This is a genomic window from Mycobacterium sp. EPa45 (assembly GCF_001021385.1).
Classification (GTDB): domain Bacteria; phylum Actinomycetota; class Actinomycetes; order Mycobacteriales; family Mycobacteriaceae; genus Mycobacterium.
Window position 1 is genome coordinate 2,280,890 of sequence record NZ_CP011773.1, and the last position, 26,255, is coordinate 2,307,144.

The 26,255-nt window shown below is 65.9% G+C and carries 26 protein-coding genes; 19 read left to right on the top strand and 7 right to left on the bottom strand.

Annotated elements, in window-relative coordinates; genetic code table 11:
• Nucleotides 1-44 precede the first annotated feature (44 nt).
• Entirely contained in the window at nt 45-893 is an 849-nt protein-coding gene (locus AB431_RS10830) for a siderophore-interacting protein (RefSeq protein ID WP_047329915.1), read from the top strand.
• Here AB431_RS10830 and AB431_RS10835 read toward each other — a convergent pair.
• Nucleotides 890-3,868 (bottom strand): RND family transporter, encoded by a 2,979-nt coding sequence (locus AB431_RS10835; RefSeq protein WP_235435879.1) that lies wholly within the window; start codon nt 3,866-3,868, stop codon nt 890-892. The genes AB431_RS10830 and AB431_RS10835 overlap by 4 nt on opposite strands.
• Nucleotides 3,865-4,305: an MmpS family transport accessory protein gene (locus AB431_RS10840; RefSeq protein WP_047329916.1), complete on the bottom strand. Its 441-nt coding sequence runs from the start codon at nt 4,303-4,305 to the stop codon at nt 3,865-3,867. The genes AB431_RS10835 and AB431_RS10840 overlap by 4 nt, the downstream gene beginning before the upstream one ends.
• Before the next feature lie 102 nt (nt 4,306-4,407).
• Between AB431_RS10840 and AB431_RS10845 the strand changes: the two genes are divergently transcribed.
• On the top strand, nt 4,408-4,698 hold the full coding sequence (locus tag AB431_RS10845) for a metal-sensitive transcriptional regulator (RefSeq protein ID WP_047329917.1): 291 nt from the start codon (nt 4,408-4,410) through the stop codon (nt 4,696-4,698).
• Nucleotides 4,699-4,986: 288 nt separating this feature from the next.
• A complete protein-coding gene (locus AB431_RS10850) occupies nt 4,987-5,904 on the top strand; it encodes a tyrosine recombinase XerC (protein WP_047329918.1) in 918 nt (305 codons plus the stop codon).
• Between the two features lie 2 nt (nt 5,905-5,906).
• Here the strand turns inward: AB431_RS10850 and AB431_RS10855 are convergent, their stop codons facing one another.
• Nucleotides 5,907-7,337 carry a YdiU family protein gene (locus AB431_RS10855; RefSeq protein WP_047333305.1) on the bottom strand — a complete coding sequence of 477 codons (1,431 nt, stop codon included), beginning with the start codon at nt 7,335-7,337 and terminating at the stop codon, nt 5,907-5,909.
• Nucleotides 7,338-7,485: 148 nt separating this feature from the next.
• Between AB431_RS10855 and AB431_RS10860 the strand changes: the two genes are divergently transcribed.
• On the top strand, nt 7,486-7,965 hold the full coding sequence (locus AB431_RS10860) for a hypothetical protein (RefSeq protein WP_047329919.1): 480 nt from the start codon (nt 7,486-7,488) through the stop codon (nt 7,963-7,965).
• Here the strand turns inward: AB431_RS10860 and AB431_RS10865 are convergent.
• Nucleotides 7,946-8,437 carry a M23 family metallopeptidase gene (locus AB431_RS10865; protein WP_047329920.1) on the bottom strand — a complete coding sequence of 164 codons (492 nt, stop codon included), beginning with the start codon at nt 8,435-8,437 and terminating at the stop codon, nt 7,946-7,948. The genes AB431_RS10860 and AB431_RS10865 overlap by 20 nt on opposite strands.
• A gap of 290 nt (nt 8,438-8,727) precedes the next feature.
• Here AB431_RS10865 and rpsB point away from each other — a divergent pair, with 290 nt between their 5' ends.
• From rpsB to AB431_RS10905, 8 genes are all read left to right on the top strand, one after another.
• Nucleotides 8,728-9,564 carry a 30S ribosomal protein S2 gene (rpsB, locus tag AB431_RS10870; protein WP_047329921.1) on the top strand — a complete coding sequence of 279 codons (837 nt, stop codon included), beginning with the start codon at nt 8,728-8,730 and terminating at the stop codon, nt 9,562-9,564.
• 18 nt (nt 9,565-9,582) lie between these two features.
• Nucleotides 9,583-10,398, top strand: a complete 816-nt coding sequence (gene tsf, locus AB431_RS10875) for a translation elongation factor Ts (RefSeq protein ID WP_047329922.1) — start codon at nt 9,583-9,585, stop codon at nt 10,396-10,398.
• A gap of 129 nt (nt 10,399-10,527) precedes the next feature.
• The gene (locus tag AB431_RS10880) at nt 10,528-11,955 is read left to right on the top strand and encodes an amidase (RefSeq protein ID WP_047329923.1); all 1,428 of its coding nucleotides are present in this window, start codon (nt 10,528-10,530) and stop codon (nt 11,953-11,955) included.
• An 82-nt stretch (nt 11,956-12,037) separates the two neighbouring features.
• A complete protein-coding gene (locus AB431_RS10885) occupies nt 12,038-13,207 on the top strand; it encodes an ABC transporter permease (RefSeq protein ID WP_047329924.1) in 1,170 nt (389 codons plus the stop codon).
• Entirely contained in the window at nt 13,207-13,773 is a 567-nt protein-coding gene (locus AB431_RS10890) for an ABC transporter permease (protein ID WP_047329925.1), read from the top strand. Before AB431_RS10885 ends, AB431_RS10890 begins: the two co-directional genes overlap by 1 nt.
• A 2-nt stretch (nt 13,774-13,775) precedes the next feature.
• Entirely contained in the window at nt 13,776-14,498 is a 723-nt protein-coding gene (locus AB431_RS10895; RefSeq protein WP_047329926.1) for an ABC transporter ATP-binding protein, read from the top strand.
• Between the two features lie 46 nt (nt 14,499-14,544).
• Nucleotides 14,545-16,065 (top strand): APC family permease, encoded by a 1,521-nt coding sequence (locus AB431_RS10900; RefSeq protein ID WP_047329927.1) that lies wholly within the window; start codon nt 14,545-14,547, stop codon nt 16,063-16,065.
• 5 nt (nt 16,066-16,070) lie between these two features.
• Nucleotides 16,071-18,104, top strand: coding sequence for a primary-amine oxidase (locus AB431_RS10905; RefSeq protein ID WP_047329928.1), 2,034 nt, complete (start codon nt 16,071-16,073; stop codon nt 18,102-18,104).
• Between the two features lie 18 nt (nt 18,105-18,122).
• Here AB431_RS10905 and AB431_RS10910 read toward each other — a convergent pair whose 3' ends face one another.
• Complete coding sequence (locus AB431_RS10910; RefSeq protein WP_047329929.1) at nt 18,123-18,539, bottom strand: MarR family winged helix-turn-helix transcriptional regulator; 417 nt, start codon at nt 18,537-18,539, stop codon at nt 18,123-18,125.
• A 46-nt stretch (nt 18,540-18,585) separates the two neighbouring features.
• Between AB431_RS10910 and AB431_RS10915 the strand changes: the two genes are divergently transcribed.
• The 6 genes from AB431_RS10915 (at nt 18,586) to rlmN (ending at nt 23,124) form a co-directional block, all read left to right on the top strand.
• A complete protein-coding gene (locus AB431_RS10915; protein ID WP_047329930.1) occupies nt 18,586-19,263 on the top strand; it encodes a class I SAM-dependent methyltransferase in 678 nt (225 codons plus the stop codon).
• Between the two features lie 42 nt (nt 19,264-19,305).
• The gene (locus AB431_RS10920; protein WP_047329931.1) at nt 19,306-19,659 is read left to right on the top strand and encodes a hypothetical protein; all 354 of its coding nucleotides are present in this window, start codon (nt 19,306-19,308) and stop codon (nt 19,657-19,659) included.
• 124 nt (nt 19,660-19,783) lie between these two features.
• Nucleotides 19,784-20,545 carry a UMP kinase gene (gene pyrH / locus AB431_RS10925; protein ID WP_047329932.1) on the top strand — a complete coding sequence of 254 codons (762 nt, stop codon included), beginning with the start codon at nt 19,784-19,786 and terminating at the stop codon, nt 20,543-20,545.
• Between the two features lie 13 nt (nt 20,546-20,558).
• Nucleotides 20,559-21,116, top strand: a complete 558-nt coding sequence (frr, locus tag AB431_RS10930; protein ID WP_047329933.1) for a ribosome recycling factor — start codon at nt 20,559-20,561, stop codon at nt 21,114-21,116.
• Nucleotides 21,117-21,139: 23 nt separating this feature from the next.
• On the top strand, nt 21,140-22,006 hold the full coding sequence (locus tag AB431_RS10935; protein WP_082135633.1) for a phosphatidate cytidylyltransferase: 867 nt from the start codon (nt 21,140-21,142) through the stop codon (nt 22,004-22,006).
• A 26-nt stretch (nt 22,007-22,032) separates the two neighbouring features.
• A complete protein-coding gene (gene rlmN, locus AB431_RS10940; RefSeq protein ID WP_047329935.1) occupies nt 22,033-23,124 on the top strand; it encodes a 23S rRNA (adenine(2503)-C(2))-methyltransferase RlmN in 1,092 nt (363 codons plus the stop codon).
• Nucleotides 23,125-23,199: 75 nt separating this feature from the next.
• On the opposite strand, the gene AB431_RS10945 is transcribed toward rlmN, so the two are convergent.
• A complete protein-coding gene (locus tag AB431_RS10945) occupies nt 23,200-23,454 on the bottom strand; it encodes a DUF2631 domain-containing protein (protein WP_047329936.1) in 255 nt (84 codons plus the stop codon).
• A 60-nt stretch (nt 23,455-23,514) separates the two neighbouring features.
• Nucleotides 23,515-24,858 carry a deoxyribodipyrimidine photo-lyase gene (locus AB431_RS10950; protein WP_047329937.1) on the bottom strand — a complete coding sequence of 448 codons (1,344 nt, stop codon included), beginning with the start codon at nt 24,856-24,858 and terminating at the stop codon, nt 23,515-23,517.
• 35 nt (nt 24,859-24,893) lie between these two features.
• On the opposite strand from AB431_RS10950, the gene AB431_RS10955 reads away from it, so the two are divergent.
• Nucleotides 24,894-26,240, top strand: coding sequence for an APC family permease (locus tag AB431_RS10955; protein WP_235435880.1), 1,347 nt, complete (start codon nt 24,894-24,896; stop codon nt 26,238-26,240).
• The last annotated feature ends 15 nt before the right edge of the window (nt 26,241-26,255 follow it).

Consider the following 26,255-nt stretch of genomic DNA (forward strand, 5'->3'; position numbering starts at 1 on the left):
GTATAGTCGGAAAGGTTGGCTAACAATTCTCGTCGGGAGGCGATGTGGCCGGTCGACCACTACATACATTCCAGGTCGTCAGCACCGAGCAGCTGGCGCCGCATATGGTGCGGGTCGTGCTCGGCGGCACCGGGTTCGACACCTTCACACCGGGTGAGTTCACCGACTCCTACGTCAAGTTCGTCTTCGTGCGTGACGACATCGACGTTGCGAGGCTGCCGCACCCGCTGACGCTGGACAGCTTCATTGGACTGCCGCCCGAGCAGCAACCCACGGTCCGGACCTACACGGTGCGGCGGCTCGACCGCGAGGCACGCCAGATCACCGTCGACTTCGTGGTGCACGGCGAGCACGGGGTGGCCGGGCCATGGGCCGCGGCCGCAAAGGCGGGCGACACCATCCATTTGATGGGCCCCGCCGGTGCGTACTCGCCGGACCCAGCCGCCGACTGGCATCTGTTCGCCGGTGACGAGGCAGGCCTCCCTGCGATCAGCGCAGCCCTGGAAGCCCTGCCACCCAACGCCGTCGGCAAAGTCTTCATCGAGGTCGCCGGACCCGAAGACGAAATCGAGCTCAACGCGCCGGAATCCGTCGCGATCAACTGGATCTACCGCGGCGGGCGCGCCGATCTCATCAGCGACGACCGGGCCGGTGACCACGCCCCGCTGATCGAGGCCGTCACCACCACGCCGTGGCTGCCCGGCCAGGTCCAGGTCTTCATCCACGGTGAAGCCCAAGCCGTCATGCACAACCTGCGCCCCTACATCCGCAAGGAGCGCGGGGTCGACGCGAAATGGGCGTCGATCTCCGGCTACTGGCGGCGCGGCCGCACCGAAGAGACCTTCCGGCAGTGGAAGCGCGAACTCGCCGAGGCCGAAGCCGGCCAGGACTAGGCCGGCGCCAGCACCTCGGTGTCCTCGCCGGCTTCGGGCTGGTCACTGTCCGGCTCGGGTGAGATTGCGCCCGTCCGCCCACCATGGGCCGGGCGTTGGCGCACCCGCAGCGGCCACCAGAACCACGGCCCGAGAATCGCGGCGATCGACGGAGTCATCAGGGACCGGACGATCAAGGTGTCCAGCAACAAACCGATGCCGATCGTCATTCCGCCCTGACCGACGTTCAGCAGGTCGCCGGAGATCATCGAACCCATCGTGAAGGCGAACACAAGTCCGGCGGCGGTCACCACGGTGCCGGTGCTGCCCATGGACCTGATGATGCCGGTGTTGATACCCGCCCCGATCTCTTCTCTGAACCGCGACACCAGGAGCAGGTTGTAGTCACTGCCGACGGCCATCAGGATGATCACCGCGAACGCCAGCACGATCCAGTTGAGTTCGATGCCCACGATCCGCTCGAAGATGAACACCGACAGGCCGAACGCCGCCCCCAACGAGATCACCACCGTGCCGACGATCACCATCGACGCCACCAGCGCACGGGTGATGATCAGCATCACGATGAAAATCAATGTCAGAGCGGCGAAGGCGGCGATCATGGTGTCGTACTTCGCGCCCGCCTGGACATCGCGATAGGTGGCCGCGGTGCCGGTCAGGTAGACATCCGCGTCGGCCAGCGCGGTGCCCTTGATCGCCTCGTGCGCCGCCGTCAGCTGGTCGTCGACCACCGAAATGCCCGCCTCGGACGCGGGATTCACGTCGTGGGTGACGATGAGGCGGGCCGCCTTACCGTCCGGGGAGAGGAACAGCTTGAGGCCCTTCTGGAAGTCGGGGTTGGCGAACACCTCCGGCGGCAGGTAGAAGTAGTCGTCGCTTTTCGAGGCGTCGAATGCCTCACCCATCGCAGTCGCTGTGTCGGTCATCTGCTGCATCTGGTCAATGAGTCCGTCGAAACCGCTGTGGATCGTCTGCAGCGTGTTCTGCATCGTGGTGGCTGTCGCGATGATCGGACCGAACTGCTGCACCATCCGCGGCACCAGCGCGTCGATGTCGCCCATCCCGCTGACCATCTTGTCCATGCCATCCACCATCGCGGTCATGTCGGTCTGCAGCGAGGCCATGTTGTCGCTGAATGTGTTGACGCCGTCCATGGCATCGAACGCCGAGCGGACTCCCCAGCAGGCCGGGATGTTGAAACAGTTTGGCTCCCAGTAGAAGTAGTTGCGGAGCGGGCGAACCTGGTCATCGAAGTCGGCGATGTGATCGCGCATCTGGTCGAGGGTGGCCTTCATCGTGTTCATGTCGGCGACGCTGCGGTGCGCTGACTCCACCATGCCGTTGGCCGACCCGACGGTGGTGTGCATGGCATCGGAGAAGTTCACCATCAGCGCCTGCATCTGCGTCATCGAGGCGATCATCGTGGCCATGTCGTCGGACATCTTGCTGATGTCACCCACCCGTTGTTTCAGGAACTGCAGGTTCTGGGTGATCGGTACCGAGGACATGCTGATCTGGTACGGGATCGAGCTGTGCGCAATGGGCGAGCCCAGTGGCCGGGTGATGCTCTGCACCATTGCGATGCCTTTTATCCTGAACAGCGCCTTGGCAATCCGGTCGAGCACAATCATGTCGGTCGGGTTGCGCATGTCGTGGTCCGACTCGATCGTCATGATGTCCGGATTCAGGCGCGCTGTGCTGAAGTGCTTTTCGGCCGCCGTATACCCGACGTTGGCCGGCACGTCTGCGGGGATGTAACGGCGGTCGTCGTAGCTCGTCTTGTAGCCGATCGTGGCCAGCAGACCGAGTAGTACGACACTGGTCGCTGCCGCGAGAATCGGTTTGGGCCAGCGGACTGTCGCGGTACCGACCCTGCGCCACCCCCTGGTCTTCATCATCCGCTTGGGGTCCAGCAAGCCGAACCTACTGGCCACCACCAGGATCGCGGGTGCAACGGTCAGCGCCGCCGCGACGACGATGATCAGGGCCATCGCCGATGGGTAGGCCAGTGAGTTGAAGTAGGACAACCGGGTCAGGCGCAAGGTCAGCATGGCGCCGGCGATGGTCAGTCCCGACCCGAGGATGACGTGGCCGACACCGTGGAATGCGTTGTAGTAGGCCGATTCCGGGTCCTCGCCATTCTGGCGGGCTTCGTGGTAGCGGCCGATCAGGAAGATCGCATAGTCGGTACCTGCGGCGATCGACAGAGCCGTCATCAGCGGAACCGAGAACGTCGAGAAATCCATGATCCCGAGGTGGCCGACAACCGCCACCGTGCCGCGGGCGGCCCCCATCTCGATGCCGACGATCGCCAGGATGAGCAGCACCGTGCTCACCGATCGGTACACCAGCGCCAGCATGATCGTGATCACGACCATCGTGACCACGGTCATCTTGATCATGCCGCGGTCGCTGGCCTCGAGTGAATCTGTGGTCAGCGGTGCGGGTCCGGTGACGTAGGCGTGCAGCCCGGTGGGCGGCGGTGTTGTGTCGATGATCTTGCGGACGGCGTCCACCGAGTGGTTGCCCTCGGTACTGCCCTGGTCGCCGGCCAGGTTCAGTTGGACGTAGGCGGCCTTGCCGTCACTGCTCTGTACGCCCGCGGCGGTGATCATGCCGCCCCAGAAGTCGTGGACGTGCTCCACGTGCTGTTTGTCGGCGTTGAACTTGCCGACCAGTGACTGGTAATAGCGGTGCGCCGACTCACCCAGTGGCTGCTCACCGACCAGCACGACCATCGCAATGCTGTCGGAGGTGGACTCGCCGAACTTCTGTCCCATCCTTTTGGCGGCGACCACCGAAGGTGCATCCTGGGGTGACATCGACACGGCATTGGCCATCCCGACCTTCTCGACTTGGGGGACAAGCAGATTCACCGCCGCAGTGGCGGCGACCCAGACGAGGAGGATCGGGACCGCGAGCGCTCGGATGGTGCGGGGGATACGCGTGCGGACGTCCTTGACGTGCGCGCTCACGCGGCTTTGTCCAGACAGAAGGCCTGGGCGTCACGGCCGTTGGCGAAGTCTTCAGCGACGAGTTTTCCATCCACCAGGATGCGGCAGCCCAATGCATCGGCGTTGCCCTGAGCGACCACATTGGCCAGCACCCCCGGGTCGGTTGTGCTCACGGTGACCGACCACGGCAACCGGGTGAAGCCTGCCTCGATCGTCTTGCCGTTGACGTCCAGGTAGCTAACTCTGCCGGAAGCGCCTGAGGGCCCGATGATCTCGTAGGTCACCCGCTTGGTATTGATCGGTTTGATCGCGTCGGCCGGCATGGCGGCAGCGATGTAGGGCCTGTCGGAGTCGAAGAACGTTCGAAGCCGGCTGACCACACCGACCGCAGCGAGCAGGGCAATGACGATGATCACCGCCACCCAGAACCGTTTCAAGAAGCCGACTATCGCGGACATGGTGCTCACCTGTGTTCCATCTCAGACGCGTGCGTCATCTGTTTCGCCCACCCTGTATACCATAGGGGGTATGGTATACAGGACGTGAATCGAGGTGAAATCATGAGCGGACCGGAGCAACCGCGGTGCGATGCTGCCGTGGTAGCGACGCTGAACCGGCTGCGGCGCGTCCACGGCCAACTCGGCGGTGTGATCGCAATGATCGAAGACGGCCGTGGGTGCGCGGATGTCGTCACTCAACTGGCAGCGGTGTCAAAGGCTTTGGACCGGGCAGGTTTCGCGATCATCGCGAGCGGCCTGCGCGAGTGCCTCGACCCGTCTGTCGGCGGCAGTGCAGGAACGCAGAAGCTGACGATCGACGAGTTGGAGAAATTGTTCTTGAGCCTGGCCTGAGGCCGGCTCTGTCAGAAGGGGAACATGATGTGCCGAGCCGTGAAATGTCGAGTGTGCGGCAAGACGACGTGGGCGGGCTGCGGTGAGCACGTGGACGCCGTACGTCGTGGCGTGCCGAGTGGGCAGTGGTGCGCGGGTCACGCTGGCAGTGAGACGGCATCGTCGCGCTGGAATCCGTTCAAGCGCGGGAGCTGAGGCCGGCCGTCGGCCGTCGGCGACCGGTAACGGGCAGGACACGGTGCCGCGTCGGTCGCCCGCGGTAGCGCCCACTGATGCGACCGTAGGGGCGTGGACCCGAGCGACTACGCGTCGATCCTCGACGACTACGCCGAGCATCTCGCGCTGGAGCGTGCCCGTTCCGAGCACACCCAACGGGCCTACCTCACAGACCTGAGATCGCTGTTCGCCTTCCTCGACGAACGCGCGCCGGGCGCCGGGCTGGCCGGCCTGAACCTGCCGATGCTGCGCTCGTGGCTGGCCGCCCAGACGGCGAGCGGCGCGGCCCGAACGACACTGGCGCGCCGCACTTCGGCAGTCAAGACATTCACCGCCTGGGCTGCTCGGCGCGGCCTGCTGACCGAGGACCCGGCGGTCCGGCTGCAGCTGCCCAAGGCTCGCCGCACCCTGCCGGCAGTTCTGCGTCAGGACCAGGCGATGGCCGCCATGGCCGCCGCCGACCTCGGCGCCGAGCAGGGCGACCCGCTTGCGCTACGTGACCGGCTGATCGTCGAGATGCTCTATGCCACCGGCATCCGGGTCAGCGAGCTGTGCGGCCTCGACATCGACGATGTCGATACCGACCGTCGGGTCCTGCGAGTTCTGGGCAAGGGCAACAAACAACGGACCGTCCCGTTCGGCGCGCCCGCGCAGGCCGCGCTGACTGCCTGGCTCACCGACGGCCGACCCGAGCTGGCCACAGCAGACTCCGGCCCGGCGTTGCTGCTGGGCACAAGGGGCAAGCGGCTCGACCAGCGGCAGGCCAGAACCGTGGTGCATCAGACCATGTCGGCGGTCGACGGGGCACCTGACATCGGTCCGCACGGTCTACGGCACAGCGCCGCCACCCACCTGCTCGAAGGCGGCGCCGACCTGCGCATCGTGCAGGAAATACTGGGCCATTCCTCGCTGGCCACCACCCAGCTCTACACCCACGTGACCGTCGCGCGTTTGCGCGCGGTGCACGATCAGGCGCACCCGCGCGCCTGAAACTAAGTCCCGCAGAAGGTTTGGAAGCAGCTCCCGAAGTCTTCCGGAGCAGGCTCGGCGTAGCGCTCGAATCCCGGGCGTTCGTCGTACGGGGTGCTGACCACCCGCAGTAGCCGATCGAACAGTTCCATGTCGCCCGAGGACGCGGCCGTCAGCGCCTCCTCGACGAGGTGATTGCGCGGGATGTAGACGGGATTCACCCGCTGCATCGCCTCGACGTCCGGGTCCAATTCACGCCACCGGGTGGCCCACGCCTCGAATGGCGCCTCGACCGCGCCCGCAGCCAGGCCGCGGAAGAACGAGGTGTAGTCGACGCGCTCCTGCTCGAGCAGTTCCACCAGTTCCTCGCAGAGCTGGTGAGCCGCAGGGTCGTCGACCGCGTCGCTCAGTCCGAGTTTGCGGTGCATGCCTGCCACGTATGCAGCTGCGTACCGCTGCGGGAAGTCCTGCAGCGACGCCGTTGCCAGTGCGACCGCGCGCTCCTGGTCGTCGTCGATCAGCCCGAGCAGCGCCTCAGCGAAGCGGGCGAGATTCCATGCGGCCACCGTCGGCTGATTGCCGTAGGCGTAACGGCCCCATGAGTCGATTGAGCTGAACACCGTCTTCGGGTCGAAGGCATCCATGAATGCGCACGGTCCGTAGTCGATCGTCTCGCCCGATATCGTCATGTTGTCGGTGTTCATCACGCCGTGGATGAACCCGACCAGCATCCACTGGGCGATGAGTTCCGCCTGAGCGGTGATCACCGAATCCAGCAACGCCAGGTATGGATTGTCGGCCTGTGCTGCCGCTGGGTAGTGCCTGCTGATCGCATGGTCGGCGAGTCGCCGCAGGACCTCCAATTCACCTGCTGCAGAGACGTATTGGAAGCTACCGACGCGCAGATGGCTCGACGCGATCCGGGCGAGGACAGCGCCGTTCAGCTGCGTCTCGCGGGTGACGGTGCGTCCGGTGGCGACGACCGACAGTGAGCGGGTGGTCGGAATGCCCAGAGCGTGCATCGCTTCGCTGATGAGGTATTCGCGCAGCATCGGGCCGACGGCCGCCAGGCCGTCGCCACCGCGGGCGAACGGGGTGCGTCCCGATCCCTTGAGATGCAGGTCGCGTAACCGCCCGGCGGCGTCGGCGAGTTCCCCCAGCAGCAGTGCACGGCCGTCTCCGAGGCGCGGCACCCAGCCGCCGAACTGGTGGCCGGCATAGCCCTGCGCGACGGGTTCGGCGTCCGCCGGAAGTTGCGTCCCGACGAGCAGACCGATCCCCTCGGGGCCGCGCAGCCACGCGACGTCGAGGCCTAGCTCGGCGGCCAGAGCCTCGTTGAGGACGAGCAACCGCGGATCGGGGGCGGCTTCGGCTTGCCAACGCAGCGCGATTTCGGGCACCTCGGTGGCGAAGCGGTGGCCGAGAACGACGGTCGTATCGGGCGCAATACTCATCGGCATCCAGCCTACGGACGCCGACCGCGGCCACGGCAGCGAGCAGACGCAAAGTCGCACTATTTCGGGCTTTACGGTGCGATTGTGCGTCTGCTCGGGCCCAAGGAACTTGGGTTCGGTAGCTGTGGCAGCGGTGTCTGGTTGCGCCGTGCAGAAGATCGCGATGCTCACTCTGGCCGCAGCGGTGACGGCTGGCGTCCTGGCGCCGACCGCCCACGCGGCGCACTCCAAAGTCCAATTCCTGGCTCCGTCCGGCAACATCGGCTGCCAGATGGGCACCGCGCCCGACGGATCAGCCTTCGCGTGGTGCAAGGCGAACGGGCACCGCTGGGTCACGCCGCAGTCCAACACGTGCCCGCGCGCGAACGTCCCCGGCGCCATCGGTGAACCTGGCGGCGAGAATCTCCAGCTCGCCGAGGGCCAGGCGCCCTGCTTCGGGTTCGTGATGAGCCAGCTGTTCTTCAGCGGGCAGTACGCGCCGCCGACCCTCGGTTACGGCGCCCGGCGATCGGTGGGCAGCATCACCTGCTCGGTCGATCCCGCCGGGGTCACCTGCGCCGACAGCGCGACCGGCAACTCATTCCAGGTGTCGCACGACGCCTACGCACTCAGCCCGCCAGCGGCTTGAGCCGAACCGGCGTGCCGGCCAGCAGCCCCAGCGGGTCGACGTAGTCCGCCCGCGACGCCGGCCCCCACATCGCGCCCCAATGCAGGCAGGCTGCCGCGGGGCAACCCGCATGCCCGGGCAGCAGGCGGCCCAACACGGTCGACGCATCGACCAGCTGGCCGACCCGCACCGTCGCCTCGACGGGTTCGTAGCTGGTGCGCAACCCACCGGTATGCGCCAGCGACACCAGCGGGCGCCCGGCCAGCTTCCCGGCGAACACCACCGTCGCCGGACCCGCGGCATAAACCAGCTGGTCAGCGGCCCCGGCGAGGTCCACGCCGCGGTGACCGCGCTGCCAATCCGGTGACGGCGCATCGAAGACCCTGGTCACCGCCGGCGGAGGCCGTAGCGGCCACACCAGCCGTCCGGCGTCGGCCCGGCCTGTCCCCGCAGACAGCAGCAGGACCGCCGCCACCATCGCAATGACGCGCATCGCTCCAGTTCAGCGGTATACAGAGTGACAAGGAAGCCACCGCACCCTGCGCTGTGCACCGGCGCGGCGCTGTGGACAAAGCACCCCTTCGAGCGGTGTAAACTTTCCCCTGCAACTCGCGCGAGCGGGTTGACTTCGCGCGTCTGTTCGCAAGTTCGCCACGTCGACACTTGCACCACGCATGCCGGTTGGTCCCGTCGGAGACGACGGGTCGGCACGCCCCAGGCGCCAGGGCTTGGCTTCACCCCGAAGCCGGGCGGCAACCGACAACCTAAGAGGTATGGCCAAACATGGCTGTTGTAACCATGAAGCAGCTGCTTGACAGCGGCACCCACTTCGGGCATCAGACCCGGCGCTGGAACCCCAAGATGAAGCGGTTCATCTTCACCGACCGCAACGGCATCTACATCATCGATCTGCAGCAGACGCTGACCTACATCGATCAGGCCTACGAGTTCGTCAAGGAGACCGTCGCCCACGGCGGCAGCATCCTGTTCGTCGGCACCAAGAAGCAGGCTCAAGAGTCCATCGCCGACGAGGCCACCCGCGTCGGCATGCCGTATGTCAACCAGCGCTGGCTGGGCGGCATGCTCACCAACTTCTCCACCGTGCACAAGCGTCTGCAGCGCCTCAAGGAGCTCGAGGCCATGGAGCAGACCGGTGGCTTCGAGGGTCGCACCAAGAAGGAAATCCTGATGCTGACCCGCGAGAAGAACAAGCTCGAGCGCAGCCTCGGCGGTATCCGCGACATGCAGAAGGTGCCCTCGGCGATCTGGGTCGTCGATACCAACAAGGAGCACCTGGCGGTCAGCGAGGCCATCAAGCTGGGCATCCCGGTCATCGCGATCCTGGACACGAACTGCGACCCCGATCAGGTCAACTACCCGATCCCGGGCAACGACGATGCGATCCGCTCGGCGGCGCTGCTGACCAAGGTGATCGCTTCCGCGGTGGCCGAGGGCCTGCAGGCTCGCTCCGGGGCTGGAAGCGACAAGGCTGGTTCCGATTCCGGGGCCGCAGCCGAACCGCTGGCCGAGTGGGAGCAAGAGCTGCTCGCCAGCGCAACGGCGTCGGCCCCCAGTGACGCCGGGCCGGTCGCCACCGAAACCACCACTGAAGGTTCTTAGTTCTTAGGGAAGGGCCACATGGCTAACTACACCGCTGCCGACGTCAAGCGGCTTCGGGAGCTCACCGGTGCGGGCATGCTCGACTGCAAGAACGCCCTGGCCGAGAGCGACGGGGACTTCGATAAGGCTGTCGAGGCGCTGCGCATCAAGGGCGCCAAGGACGTCGGCAAGCGCGCCGAGCGTGCCACCGCCGAGGGCCTGGTTGCGGCCAAGGGCGGCGCGCTGATCGAACTCAACTCCGAGACCGACTTCGTCGCCAAGAACGCGGAGTTCCAGAAGTTGGCCGACGACGTCCTCGCCGCCGCACTGGACTCCAAGGCCGCCGACGTGGAGGCCCTCAAGGCCGCCACTATCGGCGACAAGACGGTCGAGCAGGCCGTCGCGGAGCTTTCGGCCAAGATCGGCGAGAAGCTCGAACTGCGCCGTGCCGCCTACTTCGACGGCAACGTCGAGGCATACCTGCACAAGCGGGCCGCTGACCTCCCGCCCGCCGTGGGCGTGCTGGTCGAGTATTCCGGCGACAGCAAGGACGCGGCGCATGCGGTGGCCCTGCAGATCGCCGCGCTGAAGGCCAAGTACCTCACCCGTGAGGACGTGCCGGAGGACATCGTCGCCAACGAGCGTCGGATCGCCGAAGAGACCGCCAAGGCCGAGGGCAAGCCCGAGCAGGCGCTGCCCAAGATCGTGGAAGGGCGCCTCACCGGCTTCTTCAAGGACGTCGTGCTGCTGGACCAGCCGTCGGTGTCCGACAGCAAGAAGACCGTCAAGGCGCTGCTCGACGACGCCGGCGTGACTGTCAGCCGTTTCGTGCGGTTCGAGGTCGGTCAGGCCTGACAAACTTGAGCGGCGCACCAACCGCTCACTGGAAAACCCCGCGTCACATCCGGCGATCCCGGAGACGCGGGGTTTTGCCATCCCGGGGGAACCGCCGTTATTGAACACGTGTCTGCTAGCGTCGGCCAGATGCAGCATGTGAACGCCTATCGCGACGACGCGCTCGGCACCCTGGATGCAGTTGCCCTGGTCGATGCCCTCCGCACCGGCAAGGTGTCCCGCCCCGAACTGGTCGAGGCCGCGATCGCCCGCACCGAGCGGGTCAACCCGATCCTCAACGGACTGGCTCACGAGACCTTTGAACGGGCGCTGGCCCGCGCCTATGCGGGCGGCAGCGGATATTTCGACGGGGTGCCCACCTTCATCAAGGACAACATCGACGTCGAAGGCATGCCGACGATGCAGGGCACTGACGCCTGGCAGCCCCGCCCTCAGCCCGCGCACGGCGAGTTCGCCAGCCTCTATCTGGCGCTCGGCCTGGTGCCGCTCGGCAAGACCCAGCTTTCGGAATTCGGGTTCAGTGCCTCGGCCGAACATCCCCGCATCGGCGCGGTGCGAAATCCGTGGGACACCGACTTCACCGCCGGAGCTTCGTCGTCGGGTTCGGGTGCCTTCGTGGCTGCCGGGGTGGTGCCCATCGCCCACGCCAACGACGGGGGTGGGTCGATCCGAATTCCCGCCGCCTGCAACGGGTTGGTGGGCCTGAAGCCTTCCCGCGGCCGGCTGCCGCTGGACAAGATGACCCGACAGATGCCGGTGCGCATCGTCAACGACGGGGTGCTGACCCGCAGCGTGCGCGACACCGCTGCGTTCTACCGCGAAGCCGAGCGCGTGTGGCGCAACCGCCGGCTGCCGGAGATCGGTGCCGTCACCGGACCCGGTGCCGGCCGGCTGCGCATTGCCGTCGTGACCCAATCGGTCAATCGACAGGCGGCGCCGAGCGTCCGTGACCTGACCCTCAAGACCGCGGAATTGCTTGCGGGCCTTGGCCATAGCGTCGAGTATCTCGACCGGCCCCCGGTGCCGAGCTACTTCCTGGACGACTTCCTCTTGTACTGGGCGCTTTTGGCAATGACGCTGGTTCGCACCGGTCAACGGACGTTCGGCCCGAGTTTCGACAAGACGAAGCTGGACAATCTGACCCTGGGCCTTGATCGCCACGCCAGTCGCAACCTGCACAAGTTGCCGATCGCGATCACGCGGCTGCGCAGGCTGCGGCGAGTCACCGCCCGGCTCTATCAGACCTACGACGCGACATTGATGCCCACACTGGCCGAGGAGACGCCCCGAATCGGTCATCTGGATCCCACCGCCGATTACCGGCAGATCATCGATCGGCTGATCGACTGGGTGGCATTCACCCCGCTGCAGAACGTGACCGGTGAGCCGGCAATCTCGTTGCCGCTGGCCCAATCGGCGTCGGGTATGCCGGTCGGCATGATGCTGTCGGCACCGATCGGCCACGAACGCAGACTCCTGGAGCTGGCCTACGAACTCGAGGCGGCACAGCCTTGGCCGCGCATCGACACCGCGCAGCACCGGTCGCAGACATCTTGATTTAACCGGCTGGCGGTTCACGTAACGCCGGTGACATCAGCGGATTCGGTGGCCGAAACAGTGCGCGCCGAATATTTTCGTTGTGGAAACCTCTTTATCCACAACGATTTCGCGGCCATCGGTGATCGCCTCCACTTCCGGAAACAAGACGTTCGTGCGTCTGCTCCGGTTTGCGTGGGCGAACATTCGTCGACGGCCCGAACGGTTTGTGCTGTCGGTTCTCGGTATCGCGCTGGCGATCACCTGCGTGACGGTGGTGCGCACGATCTCGTCGAGCTTCGCCATCACCGGCGCGGACTCGGTGTCCGAGGTGCTCGGTGGTGCACAGCTGTGGGCGGTGCCCGCCGCCGGCGTCCATTACGACAGCACCGTGCAGGCGCTTGTCGCCGATGGTCCGGCCCCGGTGATCGACGCCCCCGGGGGGTGGCGTGCGATCAAGACCCTCTCGGGAACAACCGACATCAACGGAACGCCGGTATCGCTGCGCGGTGACGACGAAATCCCGGACGGACAAGCACTTTTGGGCTCCGGTGTAGCGCAACGGCTGGGTCTGCACGACGGCGACCGGATCACCGTCGGCACCGAGAGCCTCGCCGTGCTGACGCGCGGCGGGGGGGAATCGGTCACGGTACCGGCCCCGCTGGCGCACACCTTGGTGGGCGACAACGGATGGTGGACCGTCTACGCGCCGACCGGTCAGGAGAAGAGCCGCAGTCTCGGCAGCACCCTCGGTGATCTCGTCGGTCTTCGGTCGACCTCCGATCCGTCCGTGAAACCCGATCCCGGCGGCCCCGGACTGATCTACGACACGGTGGGTGGTACCGGTCCGCTGACGTTCGATCAGAAATTCTCAGCGCTGTTCTCCGGCAAGGTGACCAGTTCGACACTGGGCATCATCTCGATCATCGGGCTGGTGCTCGGCTTCATCATCGCGGTGTCGTCATTCCTGGCGGCCGTGCAGGAACGCCGTCGCGAATTCGGCATCATGTCCAGCATCGGCCTGGCTGACGAGGTGCTCTATTTCTTTCTCGTCGAATCCGCGGTTGTGTTCATGGCGGCCTACCTGGTGGGCGTGCTGACTGCGGGAGTCGCTGTGTGGCTGGTGATTCCGGGCATCGCCACCCCGGTCGCCTGGCTGCAGGCGGCCGGCATGGTGGCAGGCTTCCTGCCCGCGATGGCGATCGTCGGTGCGCTGATACCGGTGCATCGCCTACTGCAGAACCGTCCGGTCGAACTGCTCGGAGCGCGCTGATGATGATCTTCGGACTGTCCTACGGCTGGCTGGCGGCGCGGCGGCGGGTTCGCGAGATGGTGCTGCCGATCGTCACGACCGCCACGGGTGCCTTCCTCGTCGTCATCGTCTTCGGAATGTCCGCCGGCATCCAGGAACAGTCGGCGTCGCTGGGTCATGCAGGAGAAATCGGCCGGGCCGTCATCCTCATCGCGATCACCGTGCTGCTCGTGGGTGTCGTGGAAGTGGCCGTGGCGACCACCCGCACGATCGCGCACCGCACCCGCGAACTCGGGGTACTCGGCGCCACCGGAGTGCCGCGTCGACCCGTCATCGCCGCACTGCTCGTGGAGCCGGCAGTCGCGGCCACGCTCGGAGCGATCTTCGGTGTGGTGCTTGCGATCATCGCCGCCGTCGCACTCGGCATGCTCGGTCTGGTGCCCACCGGGGTGTCAGCGGCCGGTCTTGGATTCGGTGCGGCGATCGCGGTCGCCGTCAGCATTGTCGCCGCCCTGGCGACCAGCGTCATACCCACCTGGAACGCGGCGTCGCGTCCCCCCGTCCACTCCCTGTCGACCGGAGGTTAGACATGACCGCAGTCGAAGACGCCATCCCCGCCGTCACTTCGGTTCCCGAACCGTCGCCGGTCATCGAGATCAGCGACGTATGGAAGTTGCACAAGCTCGGCGACGAAGTCGTCAAAGCCCTGATCGCCGCTGAATTGACAGTCATGCCAGGAGAATTCGTCTGTCTGATGGGACCCAGCGGAAGCGGCAAGTCGACGCTGTTGAACATCATCGGTGGCTTGGACCGGCCCACCAAGGGTGCGGTGCGGATCGCCGGCCGGGACACCGCCAGGCTGACCGAGAGCCAATTCGCGGCGTTACGGCATGACACCATTGGGTTCATCTTCCAGAGCTACAACCTCATACCGTTCCTGTCCGCGGTGGAAAACGTCGAGCTACCGTTGATGTTCGAGCCGTACGACCGCAAGGCGTTGCGCCAGCGGGCACTGGACCTTCTCGACCTGGTGGGGCTGAGCCACCGAGTGCACCACCAGCCGACCAAAATGTCGGGCGGCGAACAGCAGCGCACCGCGATCGCGCGGTCGCTGATCAGCAACCCGACGCTGGTGCTGGCCGACGAACCGACCGCAAATCTGGACCACCGCACGGGGGAGACGGTGGTGCGCATGCTGCGCGACCTGTGCTCGACGTTGGGCGTCACGGTCGTCGCCAGCACCCACGATCCCACGGTGGCCGATGAAGCGAGCCGTGTCGTCCGGATGAGAGACGGACAGATCATCAACTGACCCAAGCGGAATTCAACTGCCCCTACCGGGATTGGGAGTCACACGTATGACGCAACAAATGGACGCGCCGGCGTCGGCCGGGCGTGACAAGCTGCTGACCACAGAGCTGGTCCCCGAGCAGGTGCTGCCGAAGGTGATGACGACCTTCGGTCTCACCGCCACCTACGTCTTCATCATCTGCTGGATCACCGGCTCGTCGATCATGGCCGCCGGGGGCTGGACCGCCATCCCGATGTGGATCCTCGGCATCCTCACCTTTCTGATTCCCGCGGGCATGGCGGTCGCCGAGCTCGGCAACCTGTGGCCGGGTGAAGGTGGGGTGTACATCTGGGCAACCCGAACCATGGGCGAGACATGGGGATTCATCGGCGGTTACCTGTCATGGATCCCGGTGGTGCTCAACTCCGCATCATCGCCGGCGATCATCCTGCAGTTCCTGCTGCTGGCCTTCCACGCCGAACTCGGCCTGACGCTGACGATCATCTTGCAGGTGGCGCTGCTGTGGGCCGTGATCGGTTTGGCGCTGGCCAAACTCGCTGCCAACCAACGCATCATGAACATCGTCTTCGTCGTGTACTGGGCACTGACCGCCGTCATCTTCGTCTCGGGTGTCATCTATGCGTTCCGCAACGGGTCGGCCCAGCCGTTCACCGCGCACGCCGCCCTGGTGCCCGACTTCGCCGGCGCGGGCTTCCTGTACGGCACCGTGCTGCTGTACCTCGTCGGTGTGGAGACGCCGTACAACATGGGTGCGGAGTTCCTGTCCGTGCGCAAGAGCGGCCCGAAGATGGTGGTCTACGGTTCGATCGCGCTGGTCCTGATCTACCTGCTGACCACGCTCGGCACCGTGATGGTGCTCCCGGCCGACCAGGTCGACCCGGTCACCGGCGTGATCGGCATGCTCGGCACGGCCGCGCCCAAGGGCGTGATGGAAGTCGCCGCGGTCGTGTTGGCCTGCATCGTGTTCGTGGCGCTGATGAGCTACCAGGTCACCTATTCGCGACTGATCTTCGTCTCCGGCCTGGAGCGTCATCTGCCGCGAATCTTCACCCACCTCAACCCGCGAACCCGTAACCCGGTCACCGCTGTGCTGATCCAGGGCGTGCTGTCCTCGCTGCTGATCGTCGGGTTGTACTCGCAGAGCAGCATGGCCAACGTCACGGTGTTCCTGCAGGGTGGTCTGTCCATCGCCTGGCTGATCTCCGGGTTCTTCTTCTTGTTCCCGGTCATCATCGCTCGCAAGAAATACGCCGATCGCTATGCCGCCGAGAAGTTCTGGCGTATTCCCGGCGGGATGGTCGGCGTCTGGGTCACCGTGGCCATCGGCACCCTGGGCACCATCGGCGGCGTCTACTACTCGTTCGCCAAGTCGTGGATCAAGGATGTGCCGGACGGCACCTGGATGATGTGGACCGGCAGCATCGCTACCGGAATGTTCCTGCTCGGCGTGGTCGTCTATATCTTCGGCCGGCGCTCGGCGCACAAGATGACCCAGGAAGACGCGTTGGCCCATCTGGCCGTGCTGGATCTCAAGAAGTCCGAAACACCCAGCCCTGAGGCGGTTTAACCCGAATGACGATGGACAGCACCGTGCTGAGCACGGCGACTACCGACGACCGTGCCGGTTACCCTCTCGACCCGCTGTCGGGTGCTGAGATCGAAGCCGCGGCCAACGTCGTCAAAGAATCCGAATATGCCACCCCTACGTTGAAATTCGTCATGATTCAGCTCGCCGAGCCGGACAAGAACGCGCAGTTGACGTTTGAGTCCATGAGCGATGTGCCCCGGCGGGCGTTCATCACGATGTACGACGCGGCCGCCAAGTTGGTCTACGAGTCGGTGGTGGACATCGGCGCCCGAGTGGTGGAGTCGTGGACCGCGATCCCCGGTCGCTTCCCGTCCTATCTGGTCGAACACATGACGGGGGTGGAGGAGGTGGTGCGCGCCGACCCGCGGTGGCAGGAGGCGATGCGCAAGCGCGGCATCACCGATTTCAACCTCGCGATGATCGACCCTTGGCCGGCGGGCTATTACGGCGCAGCGGACCATTACGACAACTCACCGCTGATCTGCCGTCCGCTGACGTTCATGCGGGCCGCGCCATCCGAGCACGGTTACGCGCGCCCGGTCGAAGGCGTGATCGTCACGTTCGATCTCGACGCCATGAAGGTGATCGATGTCGAGGATCACGGCGTGGTGCCGCTGCCACCCAAGGCGGGCAACTACTCGGCGCAGTTCATGTTCGACAAGGACAACCGCCCCGCGTTCACCGCGTTCCGCGACGACGTCAAACCCATTGAGATCACGCAGCCTGACGGCCCGAGCTTCACCGTCGACGGCTGGAAGGTGCAGTGGCAGAAGTGGTCTCTTCGGGTCGGCTTCAACCCGCGCGAGGGGCTGACGCTGCACGAGATCACCTACAACGATCGGGGGACCGTCCGGCCGATCATGTACCGGGCCGCGCTGTCGGAGATGGTGGTGCCCTACGGGGACACCTCGCCGACGCACTGGAACAAGAACGTCTTCGACATGGGCGAGGTCGGCATGGGCTTCTCGGCCAACCCGCTGACGCTGGGGTGTGACTGCCTGGGCGAGATCTTCTACTTCGATGGCACCGTGCACGACTCGGACGGCAACGCGGTCACGATTCCGAATGCGATCTGCATGCACGAGGAGGACTACGGAATCTCCTGGAAGCATACCGATTTCCGCACCGGCGAAGTGGAGGTGCGCCGGTCGCGGCGACTGGTGATCTCGATGATCTGCACGGTGGGCAACTACGAGTACGGGTTCTTCTGGTACCTGTACAACGACGCGTCGATCGAGATGGAGGTCAAGCTCTCCGGAGTGCTCACGACGGGTGCGGTCGAGGACGGCGAATCGCCCCGCTGGGGCAAGCTCGTCGCACCCGGCATCTACGGCCCGAACCACCAGCACTTCTTCAACTTCCGGCTCGACATGAGTGTCGACGGTCCGAAAAACAGCGTGTACGAGGTGGATTCGATTCCGGAGCCCGATCCCGAGCTGAACCCACACAAGAACGCGTGGATCACCAAGGACACGCTGGTGGCATCGGAAGCCGAGGGTGCCAGGGATTGGAACTGGGGCACCGGCCGGTACTGGAAGGTGACCAACCCGTCGAAGAAGAATGAGCTCGGCGACCAGGTCGGCTACAAGCTGGTGCCGCGCGAGATCGTTCCGGTGATGGTGCAGGAGGGTTCCTACATCTACGACCGGGCGAAGTTCGTCCAGCACAACCTGTGGGTGACCAAGTACGACCCGGCGGAGAAGTTCGCCGCCGGGGATTACATGTATCAGTGCGCCGAGGCGCAGGGGCTGCCGCAGTACGTGGCCGACGATGCGCCGCTGCAGGACACCGATGTGGTCCTCTGGTACACCCTGGGCGCCCATCACATCGTGCGGCCGGAGGACTGGCCGGTGATGCCGTGCGCGTATGCGGGATTCCACCTCAAGCCCATCGGGTTCTTCGATGGGAATCCGGCGCTGGACCTGCCGCCGTCACCGCCGAAGGCCTGCCATGCCCATCACGGTGACATCGCCGGTGGCTGGCAGACCACCGAGCATCACGAGATCCGCGCCGACTGACCGACCGCAGCTGGAGAGCTAGCCGAGGGCGGCGAGAATCTTTCGGAATTCTCGCCGCTGCTCGGTGCTGAGCCCCGACATCAGCCGGCCCTCGGCGGCACGGACACCCGCGTCGGTGCGCTCCAGGGTTTCCACACCGGAGCGAGTCAACTTGGCGGGCAACGACCGTCCCGATGCCACGCTGTCCGGACGGACGACCAGCCCGCGGTCTTCGAGGCTGCGCAGCACCATGTTCATCGCCTGCGGCGAGACCCCGGTGTCGCGGGCCAGCTCGGCATTGGAGCGGTCGGGGAAGCGGGACAGGATCCGCATGCAGATGTACTGGGGGAACGACAGGCCCAGCGGTTCGAGTGCGGTGGCGCTCACTTCGGCGCGCAGTGCCGAGGCCACCCGGTGCAGCAGATAACCCAGCGGCTCGTCGTGGCCTCCACCCATGTCAATCATATTGACATATATCAAGCCGGTTGATAATTCTGGAGGTATGAGCACAGAGGATCTCTTTGATTCGGCATACCGTCAGTCGGCTCCGGAATTCGAGGGCTTTCGCCCGCCCTGGAGTATCGACGAGCCGCAACCCGAAATCGCGGCCCTCATCGAGCAGGGCAAGTTCCACGGCGACGTCCTCGACGCCGGGTGCGGGGAGGCCGCGGTCTCGATCTATCTCGCCGAGCGTGGTTTCACCACCGTCGGACTGGACCTCTCGCCGACGGCGATCGACCTCGCCCGGGCCGAGGCGGCCAGGCGTGGGCTGACCAATGCCAGTTTCGAGGTCGCCGATATCAGCGACTTCGGCGGCTACGACGGCAGATTCGGCACCATCGTCGACTCGACGCTGTTCCACTCGATGCCCGTCGAGCTCCGTGATGGCTATCAGCGCTCGATCGTGCGGGCCGCCGCGCCCGGCGCGTCCTACTACGTGCTGGTCTTCAATGCCGACAGCATGCCCGCCAACGGGCCTGCGCATCCGGTGACCGCCGAGGAGCTGCGCGCCGCGGTCGAGCCGTACTGGGTGATCGACGACATCCGCCCTGCGCGCATCCACGCCAACGTGCCCGAAGAGATGGCGCACATGGTTGAGTTCGCCGGCGGCGATCTGCGCGACGAGCCGAAGGGCCGCAAGTCGATGCCGGCGTGGCTGCTCTCGGCTCACCTGGCCTGATATTGCTGCTGACGGTCGAGGCGGTGTCGTAGGCTCACCGCCATGGAGCTACTACGCCACGTAGTTGTACTGGTGCACATCGTCGGGTTCGCGGCCACGTTCGGCGCGTGGGCGGCCGAGGCGGCGGCCCGGCGGTTTCGCACCACCCGGCTGATGGACTACGGGCTGCTGGTGTCGTTGCTCTCCGGGGTGGCGCTGGCCGCGCCGTGGCCCGCCGGAATTGTCTTGAACTATCCCAAAATTGGGGTCAAGCTGGTCATTCTCGTCGTGATCGGCGGCATGCTCGGCATGGGCAACGCCCGGCAGCGGCGCACCGGCGAGCCGGTACCGCGTGCGGTCTTCGTATCGGTGGGTGTCTTATCGCTTGCGGCGGCGGGTATCGCAGTGCTGTGGTGACGTGCGAACCAGGCACAGCCCGGGAAATCGGCACCTTCGGCGATGAGGCAGGATGGAAGTGCCGTCCCGAATGTCGCCGGGATGGCACTCTCATGCCAGGAGCCCGACTAGTCCGAGGAGTCTGATGGGGGAGACGGCCAGCAACAACGGTGGCGAGGCGACGCATTCGCGGGAGATCCGCCCGAATTTCCGGCGGGTGGTGCTCAAACTCGGCGGGGAGATGTTCGGCGGCGGATCGGTCGGGCTGGATCCCGACGTGGTCGCCCAGGTGGCCCGCCAGATCGCCGAGGTGGTGCGCAGCGGCGTGCAGGTCGCCGTCGTGATCGGTGGCGGCAACTTCTTCCGCGGCGCGCAACTGCAGCAGCGCGGGATGGAACGCACCAGGTCGGACTACATGGGCATGCTCGGCACCGTGATGAACAGCCTTGCGCTGCAAGACTTCCTGGAGAAGGAAGGCATCGTGACCCGGGTTCAGACCGCCATCACCATGGGGCAGGTCGCCGAGCCCTACATCCCGCTGCGCGCGGTCCGTCACCTGGAAAAGGGACGGGTGGTGATTTTCGGCGCCGGTATGGGCCTTCCGTACTTCTCCACCGACACCACTGCCGCCCAGCGCGCGCTGGAGATCCGCGCCGACATCGTGCTGATGGCCAAGGCCGTCGACGGTGTCTTCACCGACGACCCGCGGCAGAACCCGAACGCCGAGATGCTCACCGAGATCAGCCACCGTGAGGTAATCGACCGCGGGCTTCAGGTGGCCGATGCCACTGCGTTCAGTTTGTGCATGGACAACGGAATGCCGATCCTGGTCTTCAACCTGCTCACCGACGGGAATATCGCCCGGGCGGTCGCAGGTGAGAAGATCGGAACTCTGGTCAGCGGTTGAGGAGGACCACTAGATGATTGAAGAGGCTCTCTTCGATGCCGAGGAGAAGATGGAAAAGGCCGTCGCGGTTGCCCGCGACGACCTGGCGTCCATCCGAACCGGTCGAGCCAACCCCGGGATGTTCTCGCGCGTCGTCGTCGACTACTACGGGTCGCCGACGCCGATCACGCAGCTGTCGAGCGTCAACGTGCCCGAGGCGCGGATGGTCGTCATCAAGCCCTACGAGGCCACGCAGCTGCGCGCTATCGAGGACGCGATCCGCAACTCGGATCTGGGTGTGAACCCCACCAACGACGGCAACATCATTCGGGTGTCGATCCCTCAGCTGACCGAGGAACGTCGCCGCGATCTGGTCAAGCAGGCCAAGTCCAAGGGTGAGGACGCCAAGGTGTCGGTGCGCAACGTGCGGCGTCGCGCCATGGAGGAACTGCACCGCATCCGCAAGGACGGCGAGGCCGGCGAGGATGAGGTCGGGCGCGCGGAGAAGGATCTGGACAAGGCCACGGCCACCTACGTCGGCCAGATCGACGAGTTGGTCAAGCACAAGGAAGGCGAATTGCTGGAGGTGTAGCCACCTTTCAGCAACGCATCGAAGTGGCGGAGACCGATACCGGCGGCGCGGCCGCGCAGCCAGCGCCCAAGAGCTCGCGCGCCGGGCGTGACCTGCCCGCCGCGATCGCCGTTGGCGTCGTGCTCGGCGCGATGGCGATCGGCAGCCTGCTGTTCGCACCGAAATGGTGGCTGCCCTTGCTGGCCATCGCGATCGCGATCGCCACCCATGAGGTTGTTCGCCGGCTCCGAGAGCACGACTATGCGATGCCGGTCGTGCCGCTGCTGCTCGGTGGTCAGGCAATGATCTGGTTGGCCTGGCCGTGGGGTGTCGCCGGAACCCTGGGCGCCTACGGCGGCACGATCGTGGTCTCGATGGTCTGGCGGCTCGTCGGCCAAGGCTTGCGAGAGCAGCCGGTGAACTATCTGCGGGACATCGCCGCCACGGTCCTGCTGGCCACCTGGGTGCCACTGTTCGCGAGCTTCACCGCGCTGCTGATCTTCCAGGACAACGGCGGCGCCCGGGTCTTCATCGTGATCGCCACCGTCGTCTTCGCCGATATCGGCGGATACATCGCGGGCGTGCTGTTCGGCAAGCATCTGCTGGCCCCGGCCATCAGCCCCAAGAAATCCTGGGAGGGGCTCGGCGGCTCGCTGCTGTTCGGCATCACCGCAGCCGTGCTTTCCGTCACGTTCCTGCTGCACAAGCCCGCCTGGGTCGGCCTGCCGCTCGGACTGATGCTGGTGATCACCGGCGTCCTCGGCGACCTGGTCGAGTCGCAGGTCAAGCGTGACATGGGCATCAAGGACATGGGGACGCTGCTGCCGGGCCATGGCGGGATCATGGACCGCATCGACGCCATGCTGCCGTCGGCGGTCGCCGGCTGGATCGTGCTGACGCTGCTGGCATAGCACCAGCGTCCGCGATACTGGAATCAATGAAGCAAGAGCTGGTCTTCGAGCCACCGCGGCGTGGGTTACCCCCGCGGCACCTCGCCGACCTCGACGCCGGCGGCCGCGCGGCCGCGGTGGCCGACCTCGGCCTGCCGGTATTTCGGGCCAAGCAGCTCGCGCAGCAGTATTACGGTCGCCTCCTCGCCGACCCGCAGCAGATGACGGACCTGCCTGCCGCGGTGCGCGATGCCGTCGCCGATGCCTTGTTCCCGCAGCTGCTCTCGGTGGCCCGCGAGATCGAATGCGACTCGGGGGAGACCCGAAAGACGTTGTGGCGCGCCCACGATGGCACCACCTTCGAGTCGGTGCTGATGCGCTACCCGAATCGCACCACGGTGTGCATCTCGTCGCAGGCCGGCTGCGGCATGGCCTGCCCGTTCTGCGCGACCGGCCAGGGCGGGCTGACCCGCAACCTGAGCACCGCCGAGATCCTCGAGCAGGTGCGGGCGGCGGCGGTGACGTCACGCGACGAGTTCGGTGAGCGCCTCTCGAACGTGGTGTTCATGGGCATGGGCGAGCCGCTGGCCAACTACGCGCGGGTGCTGGCCGCGGTGCAGCGCATCACGGCCGCGGCACCGGAAGGCTTCGGGATCTCGGCCCGGTCGGTGACCGTGTCGACGGTCGGGCTGGCGCCGGCGATCCGCAAGCTCGCTGACGAGCATCTCGGTGTGACGCTGGCGGTGTCGCTGCACACGCCGGACGACGAACTGCGCGACACCCTGGTGCCGGTGAACAACCGCTGGAAGGTCAGCGAAGTGCTCGACGCGGCCCGCTACTACGCCGACGAAACCGGCCGGCGGGTGTCGATCGAGTACGCCCTGATCCGCGACGTCAACGACCAGGGTTGGCGGGCCGACCTGCTGGGCAAGCAGCTGCACCGGGCGCTCGGCCCGCTGGCGCACGTCAATCTGATACCGCTCAACCCGACACCGGGCAGCGAGTGGGATGCCAGCCCCAAGCCGGTGGAACGCGAGTTCGTCCGCCGGGTTCGGGCTCAGGGGGTGTCGTGCACCGTACGTGACACCCGGGGCCGCGAGATCGCCGCGGCTTGCGGTCAGCTCGCCGCCAGCGGGTAACCACCCGCCCAAACCGGCATTTCGCCGGAGAAATACGAGTAGATCGCTACAAATCGTCGATGTCGGCGCGGCAGGCTAGCGGATCCAGCCGCGGCGGCGACCCCACCAGTCGCGCACGGTGGCGCCGAACACCAGGACCGCGAACACGATCAGCACGTAGTCCTCGACGTGGCCGACGTGGTTACCCTTCAGCATCGCCAGCAGGAAGATCGTGACGAAGATGCCGAGAGCGTGCCAGGTGCGCGGGTTGATCTTGCTCCAGCCCCAGGCTGCCGAGGGTACGTCGGCCGGATCGACCTCTGTGTAGCGCTCCACCTCGGTGCTGACCATTGCGGCTCCTGTCTCAGATCGGCAATTGCGGTAATTCTGGCACACCCGGTCAGCGCCGGCTCAGCCGATCTGGCCATAGCGCCGCAAGGCCTCGGCGCGCTCGACGGAGTGGTCGACGATCGGCTCCGGATAACCGGGCGGCGGACCACCCTTGAGCTTGTGGACGTCGCCGACGTCGGCCAGCTCCGGCACCCAGCGCCGCACGTAATCGCCGTTCGGGTCGAACTTCTGACCCTGCGTCGTGGGGTTGAACACTCGGAAGTACGGTGCGGCGTCGGTGCCCGACCCCGCGCACCACTGCCAGCCGTGCTGATTGTTGGCCATGTCGCCGTCGACGAGCTGTTCCAGGAACCACTGCGCGCCCCACTGCCACGGCACGTGCAGGTCCTTCACCAAGAACGACGCCACGATCATTCGCACCCGGTTGTGCACGAACCCCGACTCCCGCAGCTGGCGCATCCCCGCGTCGACGATCGGAAACCCGGTGCGGCCCTCCTTCCAGGCCTCGAATGCCTTCTTGGCCTGCGGGCCGGTGTCCACCTCGATGGCGTCGAAGTTGCGGTTCCAGTTCCACCAGGCGCTGTCCGGCCACTGGCGCAGCACCGCTGCATAGAAGTCGCGGAACGCCAGCTCGCGCAGATACGTGGCCGGACCCTGGGCGCGAAAGCTCAGATCGGCGGCCATCGTCCGGGGATGGATCGTGCCGAACTTCAGGTGCGCTGACATGCGGCTGGTGCCCGGCTTGTCCGGACGGTTGCGGTCCGCGGCGTAGTCGGCCAGACCGGAGTCGACGAAATCGGCCCACCCCGCGAGCGCGGCGGCTTCGCCGGCTTCGAGATCCAGGTCGGCGCCTGGGTTGGGGGCATCGACCCGCAACTTCGACGGCAGCCCCGCCGGGTCGATCCAGTTCACGTTCGCGGTCGCCGACGGCGCGGGTTTCCGCCAGCCGACCTCACGCCACTTGGCGAGGAATGGCGTGAACACCTTGTACGGCGTTCCGTCGTCCTTCGTGACGCGGCCGGGTGCGACCAGATACGGGGAACCGGTGGCCTGCAGCGTGGCACCTGCGCCGGCCAATGCCGCGCTCACCGCCTCGTCGCGCCGCACTCCGAACGGGCTGAAATCGGCCGAGACATGGACCTCGCTGGCATCAATCTGATTGCATAACAACGGGATTCGCTCCTCGGGCCGTCCTCGGGTGATCAGCAGCCGGCCGTCGAGGGCATCGGACAATGCGCGCAACGAATCTCCGAGGAACTGCAACCGCCGGGGACCCGACGATTTCTCCAACCGGGGATCCAGCACGAAGCAGGCCAGAACGTCGGACCCGTCGTTGGCTGCCTCCAGCACGGGGGGCAGGTCGTGCAGGCGGAGATCGCGGCGGAACCACAGCAGGGTCGGCATGTTTCCATGCTGCCCTGTCGGGGCAGAAGCTATGCGTGGCCATCAACAGCGAGGCGCACCCGGCACATCCCCATGGACTGCAGAAGACTCTGAAGCTGCACTCGGTCGTGCTCTTCGGCCTGGCCTACATGGCGCCGATCATCGTTCTGGGCATCTTCGGTGTGATCGCCGAGAAGTCCAATGGCGCGAGCGCCGGCTCCTACCTGCTGGCCACGGTGGCGATGCTGTTCACCGCCCTGAGCTACGGCCTGATGGCCAAGCACTACCCGGTCTCCGGCTCGGCGTACACCTACGTACGCAAGTCCCTCGACGCCCGGCTCGGATTCGTTGTCGGCTGGGCGATCCTGCTGGATTACCTGTTCCTACCGCTGGTCATTTGGCTGATCGGCGGGGCGTATCTGACGGGTCAGTTCCCGGGTGTGCCGTTCTGGGTGTGGATCGTCACGTTCATCATCATCACCTCGGCGCTCAATATCATCGGCCTCAAGGTCGCCGACCGCACCAACTTCGTGCTGATGACCTTCCAGCTGCTCATACTGGTGATATTCGTCGCGCTGTCGATCGCGCACCTGGTTTCGAGCTCTGAAACACTGATCTCCGCAACGCCTTTCACGGGTGCCGGCGGTTTCACGGCGATCGCGGCCGGTGCCGCGGTCTCGGCGTATTCGTTCCTGGGTTTTGATGCCGTGAGCACCCTGACCGAGGAAACCTACGACGCGGAGAAGACCATCCCGCGGGCGATCGTGTTGGTTGCGCTGATCGGCGGTGCGATCTTCGTGGTCGTCTCGTACTTCGTCACGCTGGTGTCGCCGGGGGGCACCTTCGACAACGTCGACTCCCTCGCCGAAGACATCGCCAAGACCATCGGCGGCAGCGTGTTCGGTGCGGTGTTCCTGGCGGCGCTGATCCTCGGCCAGTTCACCTCCGGGTTGGCGGCACAGGCGGCGGTGTCCCGGCTGCTCTACGCGATGGGCCGCGACGGAGTGCTGCCCCGGCGGGTGTTCGCGATGATCCTCGAGCGCTTCCACACGCCGGCGGCCAACATCGTGCTGGTCGGCTTCATCGGCCTGGCGGCGATCTTCCTCGACGTGGCCACCTCGACGTCGTTCATCAACTTCGGTGCATTCACCGCGTTCGCTCTGGTGAACGTGGCGGTCATCGGTTATTTCGCCCGCCACCGCGCCGACCGGCTCAACCCGTGGCGCTACGTGCTGCTGCCGGCGCTCGGCGTCATCATCGACGTCTACCTGCTGACCCAACTCGACGAGAAGGCATTGATACTCGGCCTGAGCTGGTTGGGCATCGGCATCATCTATCTGCTGGTGCTCACCCGGGGGTTGACCCGCACGCCGCCGGAGCTTTCGATCGACGAAGCCGGCTGACGTGCGGGTCCCGCG

Coding starts and splice junctions, on each gene's coding strand:
- AB431_RS10890 (WP_047329925.1), top strand. CDS start 13,207: ATGATGATCTTCGGACTGTCCTACGGCTGGCTGGCGGCGCGGCGGCGG.
- AB431_RS10915 (WP_047329930.1), top strand. CDS start 18,586: ATGAGCACAGAGGATCTCTTTGATTCGGCATACCGTCAGTCGGCTCCG.
- AB431_RS10865 (WP_047329920.1), bottom strand. CDS start 8,437: ATGCGCGTCATTGCGATGGTGGCGGCGGTCCTGCTGCTGTCTGCGGGG.
- pyrH (WP_047329932.1), top strand. CDS start 19,784: ATGGGGGAGACGGCCAGCAACAACGGTGGCGAGGCGACGCATTCGCGG.
- AB431_RS10910 (WP_047329929.1), bottom strand. CDS start 18,539: ATGGGTGGAGGCCACGACGAGCCGCTGGGTTATCTGCTGCACCGGGTG.
- AB431_RS10855 (WP_047333305.1), bottom strand. CDS start 7,337: ATGAGTATTGCGCCCGATACGACCGTCGTTCTCGGCCACCGCTTCGCC.
- AB431_RS10880 (WP_047329923.1), top strand. CDS start 10,528: ATGCAGCATGTGAACGCCTATCGCGACGACGCGCTCGGCACCCTGGAT.
- frr (WP_047329933.1), top strand. CDS start 20,559: ATGATTGAAGAGGCTCTCTTCGATGCCGAGGAGAAGATGGAAAAGGCC.
- AB431_RS10840 (WP_047329916.1), bottom strand. CDS start 4,305: ATGTCCGCGATAGTCGGCTTCTTGAAACGGTTCTGGGTGGCGGTGATC.
- AB431_RS10945 (WP_047329936.1), bottom strand. CDS start 23,454: ATGGTCAGCACCGAGGTGGAGCGCTACACAGAGGTCGATCCGGCCGAC.
- AB431_RS10950 (WP_047329937.1), bottom strand. CDS start 24,858: ATGCCGACCCTGCTGTGGTTCCGCCGCGATCTCCGCCTGCACGACCTG.
- AB431_RS10900 (WP_047329927.1), top strand. CDS start 14,545: ATGACGCAACAAATGGACGCGCCGGCGTCGGCCGGGCGTGACAAGCTG.
- AB431_RS10895 (WP_047329926.1), top strand. CDS start 13,776: ATGACCGCAGTCGAAGACGCCATCCCCGCCGTCACTTCGGTTCCCGAA.
- tsf (WP_047329922.1), top strand. CDS start 9,583: ATGGCTAACTACACCGCTGCCGACGTCAAGCGGCTTCGGGAGCTCACC.
- AB431_RS10905 (WP_047329928.1), top strand. CDS start 16,071: ATGACGATGGACAGCACCGTGCTGAGCACGGCGACTACCGACGACCGT.
- AB431_RS10920 (WP_047329931.1), top strand. CDS start 19,306: ATGGAGCTACTACGCCACGTAGTTGTACTGGTGCACATCGTCGGGTTC.
- rlmN (WP_047329935.1), top strand. CDS start 22,033: ATGAAGCAAGAGCTGGTCTTCGAGCCACCGCGGCGTGGGTTACCCCCG.
- rpsB (WP_047329921.1), top strand. CDS start 8,728: ATGGCTGTTGTAACCATGAAGCAGCTGCTTGACAGCGGCACCCACTTC.
- AB431_RS10845 (WP_047329917.1), top strand. CDS start 4,408: ATGAGCGGACCGGAGCAACCGCGGTGCGATGCTGCCGTGGTAGCGACG.